The organism is Pseudomonas sp. B6002, from assembly GCF_013385985.1.
Classification (GTDB): Bacteria; Pseudomonadota; Gammaproteobacteria; order Pseudomonadales; family Pseudomonadaceae; genus Aquipseudomonas.
Map to the genome: position 1 here is coordinate 109483 of NZ_JACAOY010000016.1, position 23352 is coordinate 132834.

Below are 23352 nucleotides of genomic sequence, written 5' to 3' on the forward strand. Positions count from 1 at the left end.
TTTGATGGAGCATTTACTTAATGTAAACCAAAAAACCCGGGAGTGGCCGGGCAGAAACGCAAACGCCCCGAACAAGTCGGGGCGTTTGTGGGTTGCTGCGGCGTCAGTTCACGCCATCAGCGGCTTACTTGACGACAGGTGCAGGGCCTTCGGCCACGCCCAGGTCATCCAGCTCGCGGGTTTCGGAGATACCGGTACCGCCAGAGTCCAGCTCGCGCTGCAGCTTGTCGGTGTCCAGTTCCTTGACCCACTTGGCCACAACGATGGTGGCAACGGCGTTACCCACCAGGTTGGTCAGTGCGCGGGCTTCGGACATGAAGCGGTCGATACCCAGGATCAGCGCCAGGCCGGCAACCGGCAGGTGGCCCACGGCCGACAGGGTGGCAGCCAGTACGATGAAGCCCGAACCGGTCACGCCTGCTGCGCCTTTGGAGGACAGCAGCAGCACCAGCAGCAGGGTGATCTGGTGGGTGATGTCCATGTGGGTGTCAGTCGCCTGGGCGATGAACACGGCAGCCATGGTCAGGTAAATCGAAGTACCGTCGAGGTTGAAGGAGTAGCCGGTTGGAATCACCAGGCCTACTACGGATTTCTTCGCGCCCAGACGCTCCATCTTGACCAGCATGCGTGGCAGTGCGGATTCGGAGGAGGAAGTACCCAGTACGATCAGCAGCTCTTCACGGATGTAGCGAACCAGCTTTAACACGCTGAAACCGTGCGCGCGGCAGATGGCGCCCAGCACCACGACCACGAACAGGATGCAGGTGATGTAGAAGCAGATCATCAGCTGGCCCAGTTGCACCAGGGAACCTACACCGTAGGCGCCGATGGTGAACGCCATGGCGCCCAGGGCACCGATTGGCGCGAGCTTCATGATCATGTTGATGATGTTGAACATCACGTGGGCGAAGCGATCGATGAAGTCCAGTACCGGCTTGCCGTAGGCACCCAGGCGGTGCAGGGCGAAACCGAAGATCACCGAGAACATCAGTACTTGCAGGATGTCACCGTTGGCAAAGGCGCCGACGATGGTGTTCGGGATCACGTTGAGGATGAAGCCGACAACGCTCTGGTCCGCACCTTGAGTCACGTAGGTGGCGATTTTCGAGGCATCGAGCTTGGTAACGTCGATGTGCATGCCGGCGCCCGGCTCGATCACGTTGACCACGACCAGGCCTACCAGCAGGGCGATGGTGGAAACGATTTCGAAGTACAGCAGCGCGTAGCCGCCGGTCTTGCCGACCGATTTCATGCTTTGCATGCCAGCGATGCCGCTGACAACGGTGCAGAAGATGATCGGGGCGATGACCATTTTGATCAGCTTGATAAAGCCGTCACCCAGTGGCTTGAGGGCCACACCGGTCTGCGGGTAGAAGTGACCGAGCAAAATACCGATAACGATTGCAACGATCACCTGGAAATACAGGGATTTGTACAGTGGCTGACGAGTCGTCATTGCAAAGTTCCTCAATCGTCCCGTGTGGCAAAGATCCGCCATTGCCCACGACACTTGAATTGCGAACCCTCCTGCACTGGAGGGATTTGTTGTTTGCGAGGTCCTTTAAAGCAGGCCTGCGCTGTCATCTCTATCGCAAACGCCGTGCCACTTTCCTTAAAAACCCTGAAGGCCTTTAGACATCAGGGCTTGGGGTTTTCATCCACCTGCCAGCGCCCCGAACACAGTGGCGGAATTCCGCCCACTCGCCCAATCCTGTCCTACAAATTGGCGGATATCCGCCTTGTCGCCCCGGCAGGTGATGGCTAACATCCGCCACTCCATGGACGAGGCCCTCACATGCGTGAACGTACCATCGCCAGTCACTACGCCCGGGCCGCCCTCGGCGGTGCGCGCCGGGCCGGTTACGACTATTCGGGGCTGTTGCAGCAGGTGGGCATTACCCCCGAGCTGCTGACCGAACCCCGCGCCCGCATTGCGCCAGAGCAGTTTACCCGGCTGTTGCAAATGCTCTGGCTGGCGCTGGACGACGAATACCTGGGCTTTGCCGAGGGGCCGAGCAAGCGCGGCACCTTCGCCATGATGTGCCATGCGTTGATCCACTGCCGCACCCTGGAAAAGGCTCTGGAACGCGGCTTACTCTTTTATAGCCTATTCCCGCAGGGTCCGCGTTGGCACCTGACAAGAGAGGGCGACATGGCCCGCTTGAGCCTGGACGACTCGCAGCTATGGGACCCCGATCACTTCCTCAGCGAATGCCTGCTGGTGATCTGGCATCGCTTGGGCAGTTGGCTGATCGGCCAGCGTATTCGCCTGAACCAGGCCACCTTCAGTTACCCGATGCCGGCCCACGCGGGCGAATATGACCTGCTGTTCCCCTGCCCCCAGGTGTTCGGCGCACCGAACAGCAGTCTCGTGTTTCCCAGCCGCTACCTGAGCCTGCCGCTGTTGCAGGACGAACGCACCCTCAAGCACTTTCTCGAACGCTCCCCCGCCGACCTGCTGTCACGGCCGGATGAAGGCGACAGCCTGAGCAGCCAATTGCGCCGCCTGCTCAGCCGCGACCGCACGCCCTGGCCAGACCTGGAGGCCGTCGCCCAGCACCTGCACATCAGCCCGCAGACCCTGCGTCGGCATTTGCGTGAGGAAGGCACCAGCTTCCAGGCGCTCAAGGATGAGCTGCGGCGGGACATTGCCATCTACCATTTGGGGCGGGCGGATTTGTCGTTGCAGGAGATTGCCGAGCAGCTGGGGTTTTCCGAACCGTCGGCATTTCATCGGGCGTTCAAGAAGTGGACGGGGGTGACGCCGGGGGCGTATCGCGCGCAGGAGAGTTAGAGGTGTGTCGCCTGCACCGGCCTCTTCGCAGGCAAGCCAGCTCCCACACTCGATCCCGTTCACAATTCAAAATATGTGTGAATGCATTAACTGTAGGAGCTGGCTTGCCGGCGATGGCGTCAGATGAGTATTGATGCGAGTGACGCTTTCGCGAGCAAGCCCGCTCCCACACTTGAAGGGGTTCACAGTTCAAAATGTGGGAGCTGGCTTGCCTGCGATGAGGCCAGCACGGTCAATAGAGATCACACCGCCGGAAAATGAATCTTGAAGGCCGCCCCACCCAAAGGCGAATCCCCCAAGGTCAACCGCGCGCCGTAGCTTTCGATGATGTCCTTGACCACCGCCAGCCCGATCCCCTGCCCCGGGTGCTGGCGGTCCAGGCGTTCGCCGCGCTGCAGGATCCGCGCGCGCTGGTCGGGCGGCACGCCTGGGCCATCGTCTTCAATACACAACTCGGTGCCTTCCGGGTTTTCCACCAGGCTGATGCGCACTTTGCTCAAGCACAGGCGGTAGGCGTTTTCCAGCAGGTTGCCGAGCATTTCGAGCAAGGCGCCCTTCTCGATCGGCACATCACAGTCCTCGGGCAGCTCGAAGGCCACGGTCACGCGCTTGTCGCGGTAGACCTTGTCCAGTGTGTCGCACAGGCTTTGCACCACCGGTTCCAGGCGCACCTGGTGGCGCACCAAGCCGCTCTTGCGCAGGCTCGCGCGCTGCAATTGATAGCCGATCTGCTGGCTCATGCGCTCGATCTGCGATTGCAGCACCCAGGCCTGGCCACGGTCTTCGGGGCGCTGGGCCATGTCCTCACTCACCCCCTGCAATACCGCCAGCGGGGTTTTCAGGCTGTGGGCCAAGTCATCGAGGGAGTCACGATAACGCGCCCGTTGCTCGCGCTCGCTGTGCAGCAGGCGGTTGAGCGAGCCGGTCAGGCGCAGCAGCTCACGCGGGTGTTCCTCGGTGAGGCTTTCACGGGTGCCGCCTTCGATCTGGTCCAGTTCCTGGCTGAGGCGCCGCAGGGCTTGCAAGCCCCAGGTCAGGCCCAGCCACAACAGCGTCAATAGCACCAGCAAGGCGGCGCCGAACCCCAGGTAGAGGTTCTCACGCAGGCCTTCGAGGGTCAGTTGGTATTCACGCACCGGTTGCAGGGCGACGATACTGAACGCCGCGCTCTTGCCGCCCAACAGCCTGACTTCGACGTCGTACACGAAGAATTCCTGGCCATTGGCCTCGCGGATCCGCGCAAACTCGTTGCCGCGCCCGTCATAGCGCGGCTTGTAGTTGATGTTTTCTTCCTGGGTGGCGCGCGAACGCCACACCAGGTGGCCTTCGCGGTCGTAGATATAGCCGAGCAAGCGGCTATCGGTGAGGTTGAAACGTTCGTCCGGCAACTGCGCCGGCATCAGCAGACGGTTGTTTTCAACGCGTGCCGCTGAAATCAGCGTGGTGACATCCGACGCCAGGCGCTGCTCGATGGAATCCTGCAGCGCCAGGCTGAACGCCCCTTGCATGGCCGGCAACAAACCGAGCATAAACAACACGGCCAGGGTGGCGGCCGCCAACATCAAGCGCACACGAAGCGAGCGAATCAACGGCAGCGCTCATTGAACAGGTAACCCAGGCCGCGCACGGTGTCGATCGGCTTGAACCCGGCCGGGCCTTCCAGCTTGCGACGCAGGCGGCCGACCAGCACTTCGATGACATTCGGATCACGCTCGTCATCGTCAGGGTAAAGCTGTTCCATCAGGCGGTCCTTGGCGACCACCTGCTGATGGTGGCGCATCAGGTATTCGAGAATGCGGTACTCGTACGCGGTCAACGCCAGAGGCTGTTCATCCAGGGACGCCTGCTTGCGGTTGAGGTCCAGCAGCAACGGGCCGGCGACGATGGTCGACTGGGTGAAACCGCTGGAACGGCGTAGCAAGGCGTTCATCCGCGCCTCCAGCTCTTCGAACTGGAACGGCTTGACCACATAGTCGTCGGCACCGGCGGCCAGGCCTTCGACCTTGTCCTGCCAGTTGCCACGGGCGGTAAGGATCAGGATCGGGAAAGTCTTGGCCTGTGTGCGCAGTTGGCGGATCAGGTCCAGGCCGCCCATGCCGGGCAGGCCCAGGTCGATGATCGCCAGGTCATGGTTGAATTGCCCGGTCTGGTACAAGGCTTCTTCGGCGTTGGCCACGGCTTCGACCACGTGCCCGCTGTCGGTCAGGCGGGTAAACAGGTGATGACGCAGCAACGCCTCATCTTCTACCACCAGCAATTTCATAAGGCTCTCCAAGGCGATTCAACTGTCCGACAGAGGGATATCATAGCGGCCCTGCAGGTCTTGCGGGCGCAGTTTAATGCCATTGTATTGGCCCGTCAGGTGTTCATAGCCGGTACGGTAGGCCGGTTGCGGCGTGGCAAGGCCCAGGGACTGGCCCCAGGGCGCGGCCTGGCTGCCCACCTCTTCAAAGCTGACACGCTGGATCAACGTGCTGGATTTCTTGGTTTTCTCGCTACCGAATGCCGCGAAGGCACCGTCGGACGCCTGGACGCCGGCAGTGGCACTGAGCATGGATAACGCCAACATCAGCTTTTTGATCGCAGTCATGGGGCTTACCTCTACGCGTTTTGGCTGTAGGGCCAGACTACGCAGGCGCCCCTGAACTCCCCCTGAACGGGCTCTGAACCGCGCCTGAACCGCTGCGGGCTATCCACTGGCGCGTCACCTGAAGCAAAATAGCGCCCATGACGCCCCTACCCGCTTGCTGCACCCCACTCGACGCCCATTGGCCGCTGCCCGACCCCTTGCCCGGTACGGTGTTCCTCAGCACCCGCTTCGACCCCACCCTGCTCGCGCAGGGCGACTTCCTGCGCTGCGCCGTGCTGCCGCCGGCCAGCATTCAGCGCTCAGTAGCCAAGCGCCAGGCCGAATTCCTCGCCGGCCGCCTGTGCGCCCGCGCAGCCCTGCAACAGCTCGACCATATGGATTGCGTGCCCGCCATCGGCGACGATCGCGCGCCGGTCTGGCCGGCCCATATCAGCGGTTCCATCACCCACAGCACCGGGCATGCGGCGGCGATTGTCGGGCACAAGGCGCAGTGGCGCGGGCTAGGGATGGACCTGGAGAATGTGCTAAGCCTGGAACGGGCGGAGCGCCTGGCAGGGGAAATTCTGACGGCTGATGAGCTGCAACGCATGGCCAGCGTGCCGCGTGAGCAGATTGCTCTAGTGGTGACGCTGACGTTTTCGGTGAAGGAGAGTTTGTTCAAGGCGCTCTACCCGATTGTGCAGAAGCGCTTTTACTTTGAGCATGCCGAGGTGGTGGAGTGGTCGGCGTCGGGCCGGGTGCGGTTGCGACTACTGACGGACTTGTCCGAAGAATGGTGCCATGGCAAGGAATTGGTGGGGCAGTTTGCGGTGGACGGGGAGCAGTTGTTGAGCCTGGTGGCCATCAGCGCCTGATGAATCGCCATCACCGGCAAGCCGGCTCCTACAGTTGAGTCGGGAATGCGTTCCCCTGTAGGAGCCGGCTTGCCGGCGATCGCGGTATCAGCCTTTATCCTGATCCCGCGGCCAACTCAGGCTGAAGCACGCCCCACCCAAGTTGTTGCTCTTGCCGATCAACGCCCTTCCGCCGTGCCAATAAATGATCCGCCGCACAATCGACAGGCCCAGCCCGTGCCCGCCAGAGGCCCGCGTGCGGCTGTCGTCCAGGCGCAGGAACGGCGTGAAGATGCGCTCCCAGGCACTTTCCGGCACGCCGGGGCCGTCGTCTTCCACGTCAATGCGGCAACGCACCTGGCCCACCTGGTAACTGATCAACACCTGGCCCTGGGCATGACGCATGGCGTTGCTCACCAGGTTCTGTAGCGCGCGATGCAGGTAACGCGGTTCGGCGTCGACCCACGCGTCATCCCAATGTGCCGATGACAGGCAGATACCACGACTCACGGTGACTTGCGGGCGCAGTGGCGATAATTCGCCGATCACCTGATCGAGCAACGCGCTGAGGTCGACGCGCTGGAAATTAAGCTCGGGCGCACCCTGTTCCAAGCGTGCATAGGTGAGCATTTCATCCACCAGGCCATCGAGGTCCTGGATATCGCTGTCCATGCCTTCCAGGTATTTGCGCCGCGCTTCAGGCGTCGTAGCGTCGCCGACCATTTCCAGGCCGAAGCGCAGGCGGGCCACCGGCGTGCGCAACTCGTGGGACACCGCGCGCACCAATTCGCGCTGGATCGCCAGCAGTTGCTGCAGGTGTTCGGCCATGCCATTAAAGGCGGCGGCCAGGCGCCCGACCGAGTCTGCGCCCCGGGCCGGCACGCGCACTTCGAGGTTGCCCTTGGCAATGCGAGTGGCCGCGGCTTCCAGGCCTTTGAGACGGCGTTCCAGCTGACGCACCAGTAAATAGACGATCAGGCCGATCAGGGTCAGGCTGATCAGCGCGATCAGGATCAACCATTGCGGCGGGTACGGGTTCATCTGGTACAACGGACCGATTTCCAGTACCCACGGCGTGCCGACCATGCCGGCGAACACACGGATCGAATCACCGCCCTTGCCCAGGGCCATCACCGTATCGCCCTCCGATACGCGGCGGCGCTGGTCCTCGTCCATGTCAGCCTCATTCAGGGTCATGAGGTGCATGTCAAAGCCAAAGCCCTTGGCTTCTTTTATGTCTGCCAGTTTTTGCGGCTGCTCGGCGACGGGAAAGCGCACCAGCTCATCAGCCAGCAGATAAATAGTGGCGCGGGCCAATTGCTCGCTGATTTGCTGCACTTCGCCGGTAAGCACCAGCTGTTCCTGCTCGCTGACCAGGCGCAACACCCGTGCGGCGTGAGGCCCGGTCTGTTCCACCAGCACTTGGCCACGTTGCAGGCGGTTGCGTTGGCTCAGGTCCAGTTGCGCATCCGCCAGGGGACGCAGCTCCAGGGGGATCCCCAGCAAGCGCTCCCACACGGCCAGGGCGCGCTGGCGTTCGATGGCGCTCATGGGTTGCAGGTTGTCACCCATCAAGGCAAAGGTGCCGTGGGCCAGGCGCTCGCGGTATTGGCCGCTACGCACCTCGTTGAGCAGGTGCAGGGCCAGTACGCCAAGCAGCGCCACCAGGATCAGCGCGGCGCACATGCCGCCATAGATGCGCAGGAAGATCGAGTTCACAGCGACAGGTCGGCGGCGGCTTCGGGGACGAACAGGTAGCCTTTGCTGCGGATGGTCTTGATCAAGCGCGGGTGGATCGGGTCGTCGCCGATCTTGGGCCGGATGCGCGAGATGCGCACATCGATGGAGCGGTCCTGGCCGTCATAGCCAATGCCACGCAGGGCGATGAAGATTTCTTCGCGGGAGAGGATGCGCCCGGCATTCGCCACCAGCAGCCACAACAGGTCGAACTCGGCGCTGGTCAGCTCAATGCCGCCCTCGTGCAACCAGGCTTCGCGCAGGGCGCTGTCCACCACCAACGGACCGAATTGCAGGCGGCGCTGGTTTTCCACGCTGGCCGGTTCGGCCGGTTCACTGCGCCGCAGCAACGCCTGGATACGCGCCAGCAACAGGCGTGGGCGCACGGGTTTGCACACGTAGTCGTCGGCGCCCATATCCAGGCCAAGCACTTGGTCCATGTCGTCGGTGCGCGCGGTCAGCATCAGGATCACCCCGTCGTAGCGCTCACGCACGTTGCGGCAGATGCTCAAGCCGTCTTCGCCGGGCAGCATCAGGTCGAGGATCACCAGGTCTGGCTGTTCGGCGACGATGCGCGCCGCCGCCCGGGCCCCGTCGCTTTCCACCGAGACGCGCAGGCCGTTGCTCTCCAAGTAATCACGGGTCAACTCGGCCAGACGTTCGTCGTCCTCGACGATCAGTATTTGCCAGGCTTCTTGCTCCACGGGTGGTCCTCATTGTTATTAGAAGTTCTTCTGACCCGTGGAGATCCACAGTTTGATCTCCATCGGTCATACCCTGTTTGTCATGTTTTGAGGGCATAACGGATGCCGATTGTAGCCACGGGCCAGTCCCCTAACACAAGCCTGGAAATCCATTCGGTGATCGCGTTTTTTTGTGATAGGGTTCGCGCCCTCAAAAATCCAACCCGCTGTTTTTACCTTGGAATATTCAGTGACAAACGGCCGAATCCAGCAGTAGTGCGGCCTACACGGGTGTTCCACGTTTCATACACATTTTACCCACAGCGTTATCCACAGGTAGTGCGTTGCTAAGCCCCCAAAAACGCATTATCTTGTACCTCGGCGCTAAAAAAACCCTACATGTAGGGTTTTAAGCGAAAAACCAAACACAGATCAGACAAGAAATTCAAGAGGTTTCTTGCGCCCGTTTGGTTGAACCAAAGCATTTTTTGAAAGCCCAAACCGCGCACGCGGATGGCAAGCGTTTTCCAGCCCAACGGGCAGAAAACGGTACGGGTGTTGCAGTGCTTGAAGCGGGCAACTGTCACCCACCAGGAATACGGTCAAGGGCTTTTCAGCCCCGAACCGAAGACTTCGGCATGGAAGCGGCGCGAACAGCTCCCTTCCTCCTGTCCCGAAGTTGTTATGCCAGGCCCTTGGCCTGTTGTAAGTGCTTCAGGACGGAACGGTGGGCACCTTGATGGTGCCCAAATAAATATAGAATGTGGAGACAACCCCCCATGCAAACCGACACAACTCGCGAGAACCCGCAAGGCTCCGTGCCGCAGGCCGCTGATTCGAACCTGGATCTGTCCGCCACCGCACCCGGCCAATTGCGAGTGATCAAGCGTAACGGCACTGTCGTTCCTTACACCGATGACAAAATCACCGTCGCCATCACCAAAGCGTTTCTTGCAGTTGAAGGTGGCACCGCTGCTGCCTCGTCGCGCATCCACGACACCGTTGCCCGCCTGACCGAACAAGTCACCGCGACCTTCAAGCGTCGCATGCCGTCGGGCGGCACCATCCACATCGAAGAAATCCAGGACCAGGTCGAACTGGCCCTGATGCGTGCCGGCGAGCAGAAAGTCGCCCGCGACTACGTGATCTACCGCGACTCGCGCGCCAAAGAGCGTGCCGTGCGCTCCCCATCTGAAGAAGCTGCGGTACAAGCTCACCCATCGATCCGCATCACCCTGGCCGACGGCAGCTTTGCACCGCTGGACCTGGGCCGCCTGAACACCATCATCACCGAGGCCTGCGAAGGCCTGGAAGAAGTCGATGGTGACCTGATCCAGCGCGAAACCCTGAAAAACCTGTACGACGGCGTGGCCCTGACCGACGTCAACACCGCCCTGGTGATGACCGCCCGTACCCTGGTTGAACGCGAGCCGAACTACTCGTTCGTGACCGCGCGCCTGCTGATGGACACCCTGCGTGCCGAAGGCCTGGGCTTCCTGAAAGTCGCCGACAGCGCCACTCACCACGAGATGGCCGACTTGTACGCCAAGGCCCTGCCGGCCTACATCGCCAAGGGTATCGAATTCGAATTGCTGAACCCGGTTCTGGCCACCTTCGACCTGGAAAAACTGGGCAAGGCGATCAACCACGAGCGTGACCAGCAGTTCACCTACCTGGGCCTGCAAACCCTGTACGACCGTTACTTCATCCACAAGGACGGTATCCGCTTCGAACTGCCGCAAGTGTTCTTCATGCGCGTGGCCATGGGCCTGGCGATCGAAGAGAAGCAGAAAGAAGACCGTGCGATCGAGTTCTACAACCTGCTGTCGTCCTTCGACTACATGTCGTCGACCCCGACCCTGTTCAACGCCGGCACCCTGCGTCCACAGCTGTCCAGCTGCTACCTGACCACCGTGCCGGATGACCTGTCGGGCATCTACCACGCGATCCACGACAACGCCATGTTGTCCAAATTCGCCGGTGGCCTGGGCAACGACTGGACGCCGGTGCGTGCACTGGGTTCGTACATCAAGGGCACCAATGGCAAGTCCCAGGGCGTTGTACCGTTCCTGAAAGTGGTGAACGACACCGCTGTAGCCGTGAACCAGGGTGGCAAGCGCAAAGGCGCTGTGTGTGCCTACCTGGAAACCTGGCACATGGACATCGAAGAGTTCATCGAGCTGCGCAAGAACACCGGTGATGACCGTCGTCGTACCCACGACATGAACACCGCCAACTGGATCCCTGACCTGTTCATGAAGCGCGTCTTCGATGACGGCAAGTGGACCCTGTTCTCGCCATCCGAAGTGCCGGACCTGCACGACCTGACCGGTAAAGCCTTCGAAGAGCGCTACGAGTACTACGAAGCCCTCACCGAGTACCCAGGCAAGGTCAAGCTGTTCAAGACCATCCAGGCCAAAGACCTGTGGCGCAAAATGCTGTCCATGCTGTTTGAAACCGGCCACCCATGGCTGACCTTCAAAGACCCGTGCAACCTGCGCAGCCCGCAGCAGCACGTGGGCGTGGTCCACAGCTCGAACCTGTGCACCGAGATCACCTTGAACACCAACAAGGACGAGATCGCCGTTTGCAACCTGGGCTCGATCAACCTGCCGAACCACATCGTCAACGGCAAGCTGGACACCGCCAAGCTGGAGCGCACCGTCAACACCGCCGTTCGCATGCTCGATAACGTGATCGACATCAACTACTACTCGGTGCCACAGGCGCAGAACTCCAACTTCAAGCACCGTCCGGTCGGCTTGGGCATCATGGGCTTCCAGGACGCGCTGTACCTGCAGCACATTCCTTACGGTTCGGATGCTGCGGTCGAGTTCGCCGACAAGTCCATGGAAGCGGTCAGCTACTACGCGATCCAGGCTTCCTGCGACCTGGCCGACGAGCGCGGCGCCTACGAGACGTTCCAGGGTTCGCTGTGGTCCAAAGGCATCCTGCCGCTGGATTCGCAACAGATCCTGATCGAAGCCCGTGGCCAGAAGTACATCGACGTTGACCTGAACGAATCCCTGGACTGGGCGCCAGTACGTGCCCGTGTGCAGAAAGGTATTCGTAACTCCAACATCATGGCCATCGCACCGACCGCCACCATCGCCAACATCACTGGCGTGTCGCAGTCGATCGAACCGACCTATCAGAACCTGTATGTGAAATCGAACCTGTCGGGCGAATTCACCGTGATCAACCCGTACCTGGTTCGCGACCTGAAAGCCCGCGGCCTGTGGGACTCGGTCATGATCAACGACCTGAAGTACTACGACGGTTCCGTGCAGCAGATCGAGCGCATCCCGCAAGAACTCAAAGAGCTCTACGCGACCGCCTTCGAAGTGGACACCAAGTGGATCGTTGACGCCGCCAGCCGTCGTCAGAAGTGGATCGACCAGGCTCAGTCCCTGAACCTGTACATCGCCGGCGCTTCGGGCAAGAAGCTGGACGTGACCTACCGCATGGCGTGGTACCGTGGCCTGAAAACCACTTACTACCTCCGTGCCCTGGCTGCGACCAGCACCGAGAAGTCGACCATCAACACCGGTAAGCTGAACGCTGTTTCCAGCGGCGGCAACCACGGTGACGACTCGGTTCTCGCCGCTCCAGCCGGTCCGGCGCCAGTGCCAAAAGCCTGCGCGATCGACGAGCCGGATTGCGAAGCTTGCCAGTAAGCTGAGCCGGTAGGCGCGCAAAGGCGCCTACCCGAGAACCCCCGCCAAGCCTCCGGGCTTGCCGGGGGTTTTCTTTTATGGGCGTGGCACGGGCCTCTGTTTGGACATGCAATCACCTGTGGGAGCTGGCTTGCCGGCGATAGCGGTGTATCAGCCACATAGCTATCGCAGGCAAGCCAGCTCCCACCATTGACCGGGCCTTTGTCGAACCATCCGTCGCCTGATACACCGCCAACCATTGTAGGAGCCGGCTTGCCGGCTCCTACATGGGGTCGCGTTGCGTCGCGCAGGGTTGTGTTGGGTTACCGGAATGCGCCCACAAAAAAGCCCCTCGTGTGAGGGGCTTTTTGTGAAGCGTTAACGCATCACGTCATCTGAATGATGGTCTGCATGATGGTGCTCTGGGTGGAGATGGTCTTGGCGTTCGCCTGGTAGTTGCTCTGGGCCTTGATCAGGTCCACCAGCTCGTTGGTCAGGTTGACGTTGGAGTTCTCCAGGGAGTTGGCCACGATCGAACCCAGGGTACCGGCTTGCGGGGTGTCGTAACCCGGCTGGCCCGAGGCGAAGGTCTCTCTCCAGGTGGTGCCACCGGCTGGCTGCAGGCCTTGTTCGTTGTTGAAGCTGGCCAGGGAGATCTGGCCAATGGCCTTGCTCTGCTGGTTGCTGAACGTGGCGAACAGTACGCCGCTGCCGTCGATTTTGAGGCCGGTGATCTGGCCGGTCGCATAACCGTCGGTGGTCGGCGGGTTGCGGTAGGTGGCCGAGTTGTATTGGGTGATGTTGCCCATGTTGATTGCGATGCCGGTAGGGTTGGCAGTCGCACCGTTTGCCTTCCACACACCATTGGTCACGGTACCCGGCACCCAGCCGGTGATGGTCAGGGTATTGCCGGTCACACCTGCCCCAGCAACAGTGGTGAGCTTGCCGGAACCATCAAACGTCAGCGTCGTCGCAGCAGGTGGCGCAGTGCCTGCGCCTGTGCCCGTTGGCAGTGTGCCGTCCGGGTTACGGCCATCGATCAGCGTGTAGGATTTCCAGACGTTGCTGTCGGTCTTGACCAGGTACTGCACCATCGGGTGAGCGTTACCCTGGTTGTCGTACAAGGTGGTGCTGTATTGAGTGGTGAAGGTACTGGTGTCACTTGGGTCAAACGGCTTGGTCGTCTGGTTGATCACCGCTTCTGAAGAGTTCAGGTTACTGGTGGAGTCCACCTTGGTGGACGCCTTCGGCGGCAGGTTCGACAGGTTCAGTTGCAGGTCGGTCAGGCCGCCCTTGATGATCTTGCCATCGGCGTCCGCCGCGTAGCCCTGCAGGCGCGAGGTGCCGGTGTTGTTGGTGATGTAGCCGTCTTTGTCGGCACGGAAGGCACCGCTACGGGTGTATTCCAGCGAACCGTCGCTGGCCTTCTGCACGAAGAAGCCACCGCCCTGGATCGCCATGTCCAGGATGCCGCCGCTGTTGTTCACGTCACCCTGGGTGAACTGCTGGGACACCGCCGCCAGGTTCACACCGTTGCCGATGCTGTTCTGGCCGGTGCCCAGCTTGGAGGCCGCGTAGATGTCCGCGAATTCCGCACGGGACGACTTGAAGCCAGTGGTCGCGACGTTGGCGATGTTGTTGCCGGTCACGTCCAGTTGTTTGTTGGCCGCATAGAGGCCGCTCAGGCCGATGTTAAAAGACATGTTTCTCTCCTTCTGCCGTATTTAGCCGGCTCTATGTACCGATAGTCTGAATTTGCGACAGCTTGACGCTGCCCATGCCGCCTGCAAGGTTCAACAGCATTTCGCCGCCGGTCTTGCTCAGCGTCACGCTGGTAACGGTTGCCGGCAGCGAAGTGGCCAGGGCAACCGAGTCGCCCTTGTCGTTCTTCGTGGTGGCGGCAAAGGTGTAGGTACCGGCAGGGGCGACTTCGCCCTTGTCGTTCTTGCCATCCCAGATAAAGCTCGCATCGCCGGCGCTTTGGGCACCCATGTCGATGGTGCGCACCACGTTGCCGTCTTTGTCGGTGATCTTCACGGAGACGTTGCCCGTCGCCGCCGTCACCGCCACCGAACCGGTCATGCTCTTGCTGGTATCAACCATGGCCTTGTCGGTCTGGGTGATGATCGAACGCCCCACCAGCGACGACGCTTGCAGCGCTTGCGACGAGCTGAAGTTGCTGGAGATCGCATTCACCGAGTCGTTCAGGGTGTTGATCCCTTCCAGGCTACTGAACTGCGCCAGTTGCGCCACGAACGCGCCGTTGTCCTGAGGCGACAGCGGGTTCTGGTTTTTGAGCTGGGTCACCAGCAGTTGCAGGAATGCGTCCTTGCCCAGCGACTGGTTGCCCGTCGCCGCCTTGGAAGCGTCACCGACGCTGCTGTTGTCCGTCGCGGTCTTGACCTTCGAGTTGAAAAGGTCCTGAACCGCCGTGTTGGTAGAAGTGGTATCAACAATGGCCATTATTTGGCGCCCCTTATCACTGACCCAGGGTCAGGACCTTCTGCATCATGGTTTTGGCGGTGTTCATCATTTCCGCGTTGGTCTGGAACGAGCGGCTGGCGGAGATCATGTCTGCCATCTCCTCGACCACGTTAACGTTCGGGTAGTACACGTAACCTTTTTCGTTCGCTGCCGGATGGTTCGGCTCGTAGCGGGCTTCCAGGTTGCTCTGGTCTTCAACGACGCCGAGCACCTGCACGCCCTGGCCGGCGGCATCCTGGTTCTGGAACAGCGAATCGCTGCCGCCGCTCTGGCCACCCTGGAACATGGTGGCGAACACCGGGTGACGGGCGCGGTAGGTCTGGTCAATGCTCGAAGACACGGTCTCGGCGTTGGCGATGTTACTGGCGACGGTGTTCAAACGCGTGGTCTGCGCGCTCATGCCACTGCCGGCAATATTGAAAACACTGGCGAGGGACATGGCTTACTCTCCACGCAGGGCTGACATCAGCCCTTTGAATTTACTGTTGAGCAGGGTGAAGCTGGCCTGGAAGTTCACCGAGTTCTCGGCGTAGGCCGATTGCTCCAGCTGGGCGTCGACGGTGTTCTGGTCGATCGACGGCTGCATCGGCGTGCGATACAGCAGCGACTCGTCACCATTGCCCAGGCCTTGCGCTTCGATATGACGGCTATTGGTCATGTTCAAGGCGAAGGTGCCGTTCTTGGTCTTGTCCTGCTGTGCAGCGAGCACGGCGGAGAAGTCCAGGTCCCGAGCCTTGTAGTTCGGGGTGTCGGCGTTGGCAATGTTGTTGGCCAGGACTTCGGCACGCTGGGCGCGGAAGCCCAGGGCTTGTTCGTGGATACCGAGCGCTTTATCGAAGCTGATGCTCATGGCGGAAACCTTTAGGCTGACCTGCTTTTCGTAACTGGGTTATAGCAAGGCGCATGCCAATTCACGAAAAGGCCGTAACTCAAGGGTTTGCGAGGTGTTTGCCGCCGGCAATGCCAGAAAAGCGGCAACGGGTTTCCGCGTGGCGCCAGTAAAGCGGCAATGGGGGTTTGCCGCTCGGGGAAGGATTGCCGCAAAAAAATGGGAGCCAGCTCTTGTAGGAGCCGGCTTGCCGGCGATGCAGGCACCTCGGTTTTTTATTTAGACCGAGGTGATGCTATCGCTGGCAAGCCAGCTCCTACAAAAGCCTGGCTCCCACAGTGCTTGGGTATTACTTGGCCTGGTAGATGATCCCCGGGCTGCACTGCACCATCTGGTAATGATCCGGCAGACCGTTCAGCGCTTCGGAAGCACCAAGGAACAGATAGCCGCCACGCTTGAGCGTGCCGTGGATGCGCAACAGGATGTCTTTCTTCACTTCGGCCGAGAAGTAGATCAGCACGTTGCGGCAGAACACCATGTCGAACTTGCCCAGGCTGGCGTAGCTGTCGAGCAGGTTGAACGAGCGGAACTCCACCCGGTTCTTGATCGGCGCCTTGACCGCCCAGCGCCCTGCCCCTTTCGGGTCAAAGTAACGCTGCAGGCGCTCCTGGGACAAACCACGGCCCAGGGCCAGGCTGTCGTACTCGCCGGTCTTGCAGTTGGTGAGCATGGTGCCGGACAGGTCGGTGGCAACGATTTGCGCACCTGCCTTCAATTGGCCCATGTTGGTTCGTTCGAACTCGTCGATGGACATCGAGATCGAGTACGGCTCCTGCCCCGAAGAACACGCCGCCGACCAGATGCGCAGGCGCTGACCCGGGCTGGCCTTGATGGCCTCGGGCAGCACTTTGCTCTTGAGCACCTCAAAGGGGTAGGTATCCCGAAACCACAGGGTTTCGTTGGTGGTCATGGCATCGACCACCATTTCCTTGAGGCCACTGCGCGGCTGGCCCTGGATGCGCTGGACCAACTCGCCCAGGGACTTGATACCCTGCTGTTCCATCAGTTTGTTGAGACGGCTGGATACCAGGTACTGCTTGTTTTCACCGAGCAATATGCCACAGGCTTTTTCCAGGAAGACCCGGAATTGTTCGAAATCCAAATTACCCGTAGACAATGATACCGCCTCTTAAATCGTGTGACCGCCAGGGGAAATCCCCCTAGCCGTGATCTGCTGCCTTGATCCGGTCGACTACCCGGGATGCCAGGTCATCAGGACGAAATTTGGCCAGGAAGTCATCGGCACCGACCTTCTTGACCATCGCCTGATTGAATACACCGGACAACGAAGTATGCAGGATGATATGTAGTTTTTGCATGCGTGGATCGTTGCGTATCTCAGCCGTGAGGGTGTAGCCGTCCATTTCCGGCATCTCGATGTCGGAAATCATCATCAGGAATTCTTCTTCCGGCTTCTTGCCCTCGTCCACCAGCTTGCGCAGGTAATCCAGCGCCTGGCGGCCGTCATTGAGCGCGACCACTTCCACACCGACGGTTTGCAGGCAACGGGTGACCTGCTTGCGCGCCACGGAGGAGTCATCCACGGTCAATACCCGCAGCGATACCGCCTTGTGCGCGGTTTCGGCATCAACCACACCGACCGAGATGTTTTCCGAGGTCGGCGCCACTTCGGCGAGGATCTTCTCCACGTCGATGATTTCCACCAACTGGTTATCGACCCGCGTCACCGCCGTGAGGTAGTGATCGCGGCCGGTGCCCTTGGGCGGCGGATGGATCTCTTCCCAGTTCATGTTGACGATGCGCTCCACCGAGCGCACCAGGAAGCCCTGGGTCTTGGTGTTGTACTCGGTGATGATCACGAACGGGCTTTCACGGTCCTGCAAACCGGAAGAGCCGGTGGCCATGGCCAGGTCAAGAATCGGGATCGTCGCACCCCGGATGTTGGCAACGCCACACACCACCGGGCTGGACTTGGGCATGATCGTCAGCTTGGGACATTGCAGCACTTCCCGCACCTTGAACACGTTGATGCCATATAGCTGCTTGCCGTCCAGGCGAAAAAGCAACAACTCCAGGCGATTCTGCCCTACCAGCTGTGTGCGCTGGTTTACTGAATCCATTACACCTGCCATGCCCAGACTCCTACGCTAAAACCTAAGGGGTACGACGCGCACCCAACATTAAACGGCACGAGCTTTGCTTTTTATTGGTCATGAACCTTAAAACGACAGTTTCCCGACGCCTTGCTCCCCAACGACTCCGTAGCCTGCTCTGCGCGTCGCTGGCATTGCTTGCCATGGGCACAGGGGCCACGGCCCGCGCAGATAACGTCACCTTGCCTGATCTACTTATCGGCGTCACTCAGGGCTTTCTTGAGTTCACTGTAGAAGATTATCTGGCAACCACCCAGACGCCCGGGCGCTACGAAATCCAGGTCAACCAGCTGGACCCCCGCCTGCGCATGCCGGCGTGCGACAAGGAATTGACAGCCACCCTGGAAAGCCCAGCCCAGCCGATCGGCCGTGTCACGGTCAAAGTGCGCTGCGAAGGCGCGTCGCCCTGGACGGTGTTCGTGCCGGCGCAGGTGAAGTTGTTCCGCGACGTGGTGGTGGTGACCCGCCCGCTCAAGCGCACCGGGATCATCGGCGATCAAGACGTTGCCTTGCGTGAGCGGGATATCAGCCTGATCAATCAGGGTTACCTCACCACGCTGGACCAGGCCATCGGGCAGAAACTGACCCGACCAATGGTCACCGACCAGGTGATTACCCTGGTTCACCTGGAGCAGGCCGAGGTTGTGCGCAAGGGCGACCAGGTGGTGATCTCTGCCAGCAGCGGCGCGCTGAACGTGAAGATGCCGGGCGAGGCGCTGTCCAACGGCGGCATGAGCGAGCAGATCCGCGTCAAGAACCTGAATTCCAACCGCGTGATCAAGGCGCGGGTGACCGCTCCCGGACAAGTCGAGGTGGCTTTATAGATCACTGGTATCGGACGCCAGCTTTTCCTACACTGTGCGCCAGACGTTCGCGCAAACAGGTTTATTGTCAATCGAGCCTAAAGTTTGTCCGGGTATGGCCGAAAACATGGCAAGCGTCCAAATACCCAGAGGTTTTTTTATTATGGTCATTGATTTCAGCCGTTTGAATAACGCCCAGGCTTTGCCCGGCTCTACGCGCACCAGCGGTGCCAAGGACAGCGTAGATGCCAAGTCCCAGCCCCTGCCCGCCAAGGCAGAGCAGGCCGGTGCCAGCCAAAGCGGGGAATCGGTACACCTGAGCAATGAGGCTCAACAGTTGCAGAAGGTCACTGACTCGCTGCGCGATCAACCGGTGGTCAACAAAGCCCGCGTGGCCGAGTTGAAACAGGCTATCGCCGATGGCAGCTATAAAGTCGACAGCAACCGTGTAGCCAGCAAGCTGCTTAACTTCGAAGCCGAGCGCTAGGCAAAGGCCTGCGCAGGGCTTTTGGACGCTTAAAACCCAAGGCCAGCCATGCACCACGACGAACATTTGCTTCAACTGATCATTGACGATCTGGCGCCGACGCAACATTTGCTCGAGCTGCTCAAAGAAGAGTCCCTGGCCCTGTACGGTCGGGACATGCGCTTGCTGGAGGAAATCCTCGCACGCAAGCAGTCGCTGATTGTGCTGCTGGAACAGCATGGCAAGAAGCGCAGCCAGATTCTCATCAGCCTGGGCCTGCCGGCTGATCACGACGGCCTCGCTCAGCTGGCCAGTCACTCCTCGGTCGGCGATCAACTGCTGGCACAGAGCAACGCCCTCAATCTATTGCTCGCCCAGTGCCAGGAAGCCAACCTGCTCAACGGTCAGTCGATCCAGCTACAGCAAGCTACGACCGCCAACCAGTTGCGTATACTCCACGGCGGAGAGCCTCCGGCCCTCTACAACGCCCAAGGCTCCACCTCGCGCCTGGTCAAGCCAAGCACCCGCAGCCAAGCCTGACGCCGGTTTTCAGCGCGCCCTATCCAAGGCGCGCTACATGCTGGCAAAATGCCTGTTCTTGCGTGAAGTCGTATTTTGTCTGGAGATGGAAGAACCGTGTTCAACGCCCTCAATGCGGAAGATGCCCCGCAGCCACCCAAGGTCCTCACCACGCCTCTGGAAATCGCCGGCACTTTGCGGATGCTGCAAGAAAGCCATGATCCTCTGATCATCACTTTCCATGAACGCAGCCAGCGCTTCCAAAGCTACCTGGTGGACGTTGACCGGGACAGCGGGACGCTGGCCCTGGACGAAATGATCCCGCGCGACGGTGAGCGCTACCTCGAAAATGGCGAACCGTTTCGCATCGAGGGCTTCCACGAAGGCGTACGTGTGGCCTGGGAAAGCAACGGCACCCTGACCATCAGCGAAAAAGACGGGCACCGCATCTATACCGGCAGCATGCCCGACGAGGTGGTCTACCATCAGCGCCGTAACGCCTTCCGCGCCGCATTGAAGCTGGCCCAACTGGTCAATATCGAACTGGGTGGCGAGAAGCTCAAGGCACCGATCAGCGGCAAGTTGCTGGACATCTCCGCCACCGGCTGCAAATTGCGCTTTGAAGGCGATATCTCCGAGCGCCTGCAACTGGGTCAGGTCTATGACCGGTTCATCGCCGCCCTGCCCTTCGGCAGCATGACCACCTCAGTAGAGCTGCGTTACCTGCACTTCGAAGAGAAGATCAACACCACCTTTGCCGGCGTGCGTTTCCACAACATGAGTGGCCTGGTGCAGCGCCAGGTCGAGCGCTTTGTGTACCAATTGCAGCGCGAAGCCCGTCGCTTCGATAAAGACGACGACTTCTAAGCATTTTCGAGCGCAATAAAAAACGGGCAGATCCTGATGGGATCTGCCCGCTTTTGCTTTCAGGGCCGCGCGCGGCTCAGGTCATGAGGGTGGTCATCCGGGTCCAGGGGCGGCGGTGGCCCTTCGACGACGGACTCATCCACCACCGGCGCCGGATCGGCTTCGGGCGCAGGGTCCACGGGCGTGGCCTGCATCTGTTCCTGCACCACCGCCTCGTCCACCCGTGGATCAAGGCAAGCCACCAGCGGCGAGCTGGACATGCTGTCGGGCATTGCCACGTGATGCAGCGGTGCATCATCCACCTGATGCAGGTTGGTCACCGCCTTCGGCCGGATACGCCACACCAGGATCAACGCACACAGGCTGAAGAACGCATACAGCATGTGACTGCCAAACAGCTTCATCGCCACACCCGCCAGCAGCGGCCCGATACTGGCACCAATGCCGTAGGTCACCAGCAGCATTGCCGTCAGAGAAACCCGGCGATCACCTTCCACATGGTCGTTGGAAAACGCCACGGCCAGCGGATACAGGCAGAACTGCACCAGCGAACACAGGAAACCGGCGACGAACAGCACCTCCAGCGGCACCTGCGACATGATCGCCAGCGGCAATGCAGCCACCGCGAGGCACAACGCGAAGCAACGAATCAGCAACGCCCGATCATAGCGATCCGACAACCAGCCCAACGGCCACTGCACCAGCAGGCCGGCAAAAATACAGCAGCCCATGAACAGACCGACCTGCTCGGTCGTCAGGCCTTGCTGCGACGCATAGAGCGGCGCCAAACCGTAGAACGAGCCCACGATTACTCCAGCCCCCAGCACCGTGCTCAGCGACTGCGGCACCCGTTTAATGAAGAAGCGCGGCTCCATCGGTGCAGGGTGCAGAGGCGCGGGGTGAATGCGTCGGGTCATGGCCACCGGCACCAGGCACAGGGCAAAGCACACCGCGACCAGCATCAGCAGTTCGAGACCGAGTTGAGGGTGCATGACCAGGATCAACTGCCCCAGCACCAGACCCAGGTAGGACGCGATCATGTAGCCGCTGAACACCACGCCACGCTGCTTGGCGTCTGCCTGTTCGTTGAGCCAGCTTTCTATGACCATGTACTGGCACATCATCCCCAGGCCCACGATCGTACGCAGCACGATCCAGGCCGGCAGCCAGTTGATCAACCCGTGGCCGAGTACCGCCGCACCGACGATACCGGCACAGGTGGCATAGGCGCGAATATGCCCGACCCGGGCGATCAGGCGGTGCCCGATCTTGCCGCCCAGTACCAGGCCAAAGTAGTTGGCCGCCATCAACGCACCCACCCACAAGCTGTCGACATGGTCGGCGGCCAGGCGCAGGGCCAGGTAAGTACTGAGCAGGCCGGAGCCGATCAGCATCATCAAGGAGGCGAAATAAAGGGCTCGAAAAGATTTCCAGATCTGGCGCATCGGCGTTCCGAGCGGCTCCTTGCGGTGAGAGACAGGGCTATCGGCATGATAGTCCGGGGTTGCCGGATCCGGACAGGCGGTATCGGCTGTTTCCGGGGTATTTTTTGCTTAATCACTCAGACGCCGCTTGCTCGCCTGGGAGGTACACCGGTTGCGATAAATAGATGGTGCACTGGCTGTGAACCCTGATCGCCCGCAAGGTTCGACGCGATGTTGCCACGCGCCCACAAAAAAGCCCCGCCAGAACAGTCTGTGCGGGGCTTTGAATCTGGTGTCCCAGGGCCGGTTCGAACGGCCAACCTTCCCCTTAGGAGGGGGATGCTCTATCCAATTGAGCTACTGGGACAAATGACAGGCGCCTGCCAAGCGGGCGGCGACGGACGGCGTGCATGTTAACGGCCGGGTCGGCGTTTGTCATGTCATCCGTGGGCTTTTTGAGTGTAGGTCGCTCCTTACTCGGCCGGACCGTGCCTCGCCCAGTAAACACGGGCACTTTGTGGCGTCGTGCAAAATGCAATCCTGCGATTTGCCCGTCTTGCAAAATGCAACGCAAAGGCACCCATAAACATCTATAACCTATTGATTTTATTGATCTAAAAGGTTGGCACGAGGACTGCAATACTTATCCTACAGACAGACCTCATCCGGCCCAGCCACTGCGGAGAACAAGAACATGAACAGCGCCCTCCTGTTGACCCTTAATGCGGTAGCCTTGGCAGCACTGGTCATGTTCCATTTCCAGTCCGCCAATTCGGATGATGCCGGGCAAATCAGCCAAGCAGTGCAGCATCACCTCCAACAGCGGCCACAACTGGCAGTGATGACACCTGGCGTGCAAACGCCGATCCGTGTGAACCAGGACGTCCAAGCCGCTCCTGTCTCCGAACACTGGGTTTTCTGAGGTAACTGCGATGACAAAGTCTGCATGGCTGTTTCTAGGCCTGACCCTCGCGGCAGGCGTGTTTGGCATGAGCGCATCAGCCCAGGATGAGCAAACCACTGCATTCGTCGTCGCAGGTGTGTTTGCCAGCCTGTTGGTGCTGTCGCTCATCGTTGGCCGCCGATTCAAATTCGACCCTGTGTTGCGCTAACCGCCTCCCCCGCACCTACCTTATGTCGCCCCGCCCTAGTAAATCGGCAAATTGCCACTAGTCTTAAAATTAAGGGCAAAAGGCCATATTGCTATAGGATGTGCGGCCTCAAACCCTGTGGTGGCCTGGACTTACGGGAAGTTCCCTTGGGGAATGACTCGTGGAAAAGTTTTCCAACCAGTCCGCAAAAATGCAAATCAGTGCTGGCATAAAGCCTTTAGGCAGTTCAATATTTGTCACAGAATTGACGCCAAGGAACTGTCAAATCTGAGGCATGATGCGGCCTCTTTGCAATTCGGGTTGAACTTTGGTCGTGAGTCTTGTCTTAACACTCATCTTGCGGCCAATTCCAAAAACCGCTCCCCTGAACTAACCGGTTAA

22 protein-coding genes and 1 tRNA gene are annotated in these 23352 nt (G+C 60.2%); 9 read left to right on the forward strand and 14 right to left on the reverse strand.

Going from position 1 to position 23352, the window contains the following annotated elements:
* Positions 1-124 precede the first annotated feature (124 nt).
* Positions 125-1456, reverse strand: coding sequence for a dicarboxylate/amino acid:cation symporter (locus HX792_RS21235; protein ID WP_176997934.1), 1332 nt, complete (start codon positions 1454-1456; stop codon positions 125-127).
* A 339-nt stretch (positions 1457-1795) separates the two neighbouring features.
* Here HX792_RS21235 and HX792_RS21240 point away from each other — a divergent pair, with 339 nt between their 5' ends.
* A complete protein-coding gene (locus HX792_RS21240; protein WP_176997935.1) occupies positions 1796-2794 on the forward strand; it encodes an AraC family transcriptional regulator in 999 nt (332 codons plus the stop codon).
* Positions 2795-3036: 242 nt separating this feature from the next.
* Here the strand turns inward: HX792_RS21240 and HX792_RS21245 are convergent, their stop codons facing one another.
* The 3 genes from HX792_RS21245 to HX792_RS21255 are packed head-to-tail and all read right to left on the reverse strand — an operon-like array spanning position 3037 to position 5384.
* Positions 3037-4383 (reverse strand): ATP-binding protein, encoded by a 1347-nt coding sequence (locus HX792_RS21245; RefSeq protein ID WP_176997936.1) that lies wholly within the window; start codon positions 4381-4383, stop codon positions 3037-3039.
* Positions 4380-5057 (reverse strand): response regulator, encoded by a 678-nt coding sequence (locus HX792_RS21250; RefSeq protein ID WP_010208358.1) that lies wholly within the window; start codon positions 5055-5057, stop codon positions 4380-4382. Before HX792_RS21250 ends, HX792_RS21245 begins: the two co-directional genes overlap by 4 nt.
* Before the next feature lie 18 nt (positions 5058-5075).
* Entirely contained in the window at positions 5076-5384 is a 309-nt protein-coding gene (locus tag HX792_RS21255; protein WP_176997937.1) for a hypothetical protein, read from the reverse strand.
* Between the two features lie 137 nt (positions 5385-5521).
* Here HX792_RS21255 and HX792_RS21260 point away from each other — a divergent pair, with 137 nt between their 5' ends.
* A complete protein-coding gene (locus tag HX792_RS21260; RefSeq protein WP_176997938.1) occupies positions 5522-6238 on the forward strand; it encodes a 4'-phosphopantetheinyl transferase in 717 nt (238 codons plus the stop codon).
* 87 nt (positions 6239-6325) lie between these two features.
* Here HX792_RS21260 and HX792_RS21265 read toward each other — a convergent pair whose 3' ends face one another.
* Entirely contained in the window at positions 6326-7936 is a 1611-nt protein-coding gene (locus tag HX792_RS21265) for an ATP-binding protein (protein WP_176997939.1), read from the reverse strand.
* Positions 7933-8658: a response regulator gene (locus HX792_RS21270; protein WP_176997940.1), complete on the reverse strand. Its 726-nt coding sequence runs from the start codon at positions 8656-8658 to the stop codon at positions 7933-7935. Before HX792_RS21270 ends, HX792_RS21265 begins: the two co-directional genes overlap by 4 nt.
* Before the next feature lie 758 nt (positions 8659-9416).
* Here HX792_RS21270 and HX792_RS21275 point away from each other — a divergent pair.
* Positions 9417-12314 carry a ribonucleoside-diphosphate reductase subunit alpha gene (locus HX792_RS21275; RefSeq protein WP_176997941.1) on the forward strand — a complete coding sequence of 966 codons (2898 nt, stop codon included), beginning with the start codon at positions 9417-9419 and terminating at the stop codon, positions 12312-12314.
* Between the two features lie 365 nt (positions 12315-12679).
* Here HX792_RS21275 and flgE read toward each other — a convergent pair whose 3' ends face one another.
* The 6 genes from flgE to HX792_RS21305 form a co-directional block, all read right to left on the reverse strand.
* Positions 12680-13996 (reverse strand): flagellar hook protein FlgE, encoded by a 1317-nt coding sequence (gene flgE, locus HX792_RS21280; protein ID WP_176997942.1) that lies wholly within the window; start codon positions 13994-13996, stop codon positions 12680-12682.
* 31 nt (positions 13997-14027) lie between these two features.
* The gene (gene flgD / locus HX792_RS21285) at positions 14028-14756 is read right to left on the reverse strand and encodes a flagellar hook assembly protein FlgD (protein WP_176997943.1); all 729 of its coding nucleotides are present in this window, start codon (positions 14754-14756) and stop codon (positions 14028-14030) included.
* Positions 14757-14772: 16 nt separating this feature from the next.
* On the reverse strand, positions 14773-15216 hold the full coding sequence (gene flgC / locus HX792_RS21290) for a flagellar basal body rod protein FlgC (RefSeq protein ID WP_016973698.1): 444 nt from the start codon (positions 15214-15216) through the stop codon (positions 14773-14775).
* Between the two features lie 3 nt (positions 15217-15219).
* Entirely contained in the window at positions 15220-15627 is a 408-nt protein-coding gene (flgB, locus tag HX792_RS21295) for a flagellar basal body rod protein FlgB (protein WP_003214246.1), read from the reverse strand.
* A gap of 328 nt (positions 15628-15955) precedes the next feature.
* A complete protein-coding gene (gene cheR / locus HX792_RS21300) occupies positions 15956-16783 on the reverse strand; it encodes a protein-glutamate O-methyltransferase CheR (protein ID WP_025854126.1) in 828 nt (275 codons plus the stop codon).
* A 43-nt stretch (positions 16784-16826) separates the two neighbouring features.
* Entirely contained in the window at positions 16827-17759 is a 933-nt protein-coding gene (locus HX792_RS21305) for a chemotaxis protein CheV (protein ID WP_176997944.1), read from the reverse strand.
* A gap of 80 nt (positions 17760-17839) precedes the next feature.
* Here HX792_RS21305 and flgA point away from each other — a divergent pair, with 80 nt between their 5' ends.
* From flgA to HX792_RS21325, 4 genes are all read left to right on the forward strand, one after another.
* On the forward strand, positions 17840-18604 hold the full coding sequence (flgA, locus tag HX792_RS21310) for a flagellar basal body P-ring formation chaperone FlgA (protein ID WP_176997945.1): 765 nt from the start codon (positions 17840-17842) through the stop codon (positions 18602-18604).
* A gap of 142 nt (positions 18605-18746) precedes the next feature.
* A complete protein-coding gene (gene flgM, locus HX792_RS21315; RefSeq protein WP_176997946.1) occupies positions 18747-19070 on the forward strand; it encodes a flagellar biosynthesis anti-sigma factor FlgM in 324 nt (107 codons plus the stop codon).
* A gap of 48 nt (positions 19071-19118) precedes the next feature.
* Positions 19119-19589, forward strand: a complete 471-nt coding sequence (locus HX792_RS21320) for a flagella synthesis protein FlgN (RefSeq protein WP_176997947.1) — start codon at positions 19119-19121, stop codon at positions 19587-19589.
* Positions 19590-19685: 96 nt separating this feature from the next.
* Entirely contained in the window at positions 19686-20435 is a 750-nt protein-coding gene (locus HX792_RS21325; RefSeq protein WP_176997948.1) for a flagellar brake protein, read from the forward strand.
* 59 nt (positions 20436-20494) lie between these two features.
* Here HX792_RS21325 and HX792_RS21330 read toward each other — a convergent pair whose 3' ends face one another.
* Positions 20495-21880 carry an MFS transporter gene (locus HX792_RS21330; RefSeq protein ID WP_176997949.1) on the reverse strand — a complete coding sequence of 462 codons (1386 nt, stop codon included), beginning with the start codon at positions 21878-21880 and terminating at the stop codon, positions 20495-20497.
* A gap of 269 nt (positions 21881-22149) precedes the next feature.
* Positions 22150-22226: transfer RNA gene (locus HX792_RS21335), tRNA-Arg, on the reverse strand.
* 327 nt (positions 22227-22553) lie between these two features.
* On the opposite strand from HX792_RS21335, the gene HX792_RS21340 reads away from it, so the two are divergent.
* Together HX792_RS21340 and HX792_RS21345 are read left to right on the forward strand one after the other, a co-directional pair.
* Positions 22554-22781, forward strand: coding sequence for a hypothetical protein (locus HX792_RS21340; protein ID WP_176997950.1), 228 nt, complete (start codon positions 22554-22556; stop codon positions 22779-22781).
* Positions 22782-22791: 10 nt separating this feature from the next.
* On the forward strand, positions 22792-22971 hold the full coding sequence (locus tag HX792_RS21345) for a PA3371 family protein (protein ID WP_176997951.1): 180 nt from the start codon (positions 22792-22794) through the stop codon (positions 22969-22971).
* The last annotated feature ends 381 nt before the right edge of the window (positions 22972-23352 follow it).

Bases quoted from the DNA above. Each gene is read 5' to 3' on its own strand.
- HX792_RS21235 (WP_176997934.1), bottom strand. From the start codon at position 1,456: ATGACGACTCGTCAGCCACTGTACAAATCCCTGTATTTCCAGGTGATC.
- HX792_RS21240 (WP_176997935.1), top strand. From the start codon at position 1,796: ATGCGTGAACGTACCATCGCCAGTCACTACGCCCGGGCCGCCCTCGGC.
- HX792_RS21250 (WP_010208358.1), bottom strand. From the start codon at position 5,057: ATGAAATTGCTGGTGGTAGAAGATGAGGCGTTGCTGCGTCATCACCTG.
- HX792_RS21255 (WP_176997937.1), bottom strand. From the start codon at position 5,384: ATGACTGCGATCAAAAAGCTGATGTTGGCGTTATCCATGCTCAGTGCC.
- HX792_RS21260 (WP_176997938.1), top strand. From the start codon at position 5,522: ATGACGCCCCTACCCGCTTGCTGCACCCCACTCGACGCCCATTGGCCG.
- HX792_RS21275 (WP_176997941.1), top strand. From the start codon at position 9,417: ATGCAAACCGACACAACTCGCGAGAACCCGCAAGGCTCCGTGCCGCAG.
- flgE (WP_176997942.1), bottom strand. From the start codon at position 13,996: ATGTCTTTTAACATCGGCCTGAGCGGCCTCTATGCGGCCAACAAACAA.
- flgD (WP_176997943.1), bottom strand. From the start codon at position 14,756: ATGGCCATTGTTGATACCACTTCTACCAACACGGCGGTTCAGGACCTT.
- flgC (WP_016973698.1), bottom strand. From the start codon at position 15,216: ATGTCCCTCGCCAGTGTTTTCAATATTGCCGGCAGTGGCATGAGCGCG.
- flgB (WP_003214246.1), bottom strand. From the start codon at position 15,627: ATGAGCATCAGCTTCGATAAAGCGCTCGGTATCCACGAACAAGCCCTG.
- HX792_RS21305 (WP_176997944.1), bottom strand. From the start codon at position 17,759: ATGGCAGGTGTAATGGATTCAGTAAACCAGCGCACACAGCTGGTAGGG.
- flgA (WP_176997945.1), top strand. From the start codon at position 17,840: ATGAACCTTAAAACGACAGTTTCCCGACGCCTTGCTCCCCAACGACTC.
- flgM (WP_176997946.1), top strand. From the start codon at position 18,747: ATGGTCATTGATTTCAGCCGTTTGAATAACGCCCAGGCTTTGCCCGGC.
- HX792_RS21320 (WP_176997947.1), top strand. From the start codon at position 19,119: ATGCACCACGACGAACATTTGCTTCAACTGATCATTGACGATCTGGCG.
- HX792_RS21330 (WP_176997949.1), bottom strand. From the start codon at position 21,880: ATGCGCCAGATCTGGAAATCTTTTCGAGCCCTTTATTTCGCCTCCTTG.
- HX792_RS21340 (WP_176997950.1), top strand. From the start codon at position 22,554: ATGAACAGCGCCCTCCTGTTGACCCTTAATGCGGTAGCCTTGGCAGCA.
- HX792_RS21345 (WP_176997951.1), top strand. From the start codon at position 22,792: ATGACAAAGTCTGCATGGCTGTTTCTAGGCCTGACCCTCGCGGCAGGC.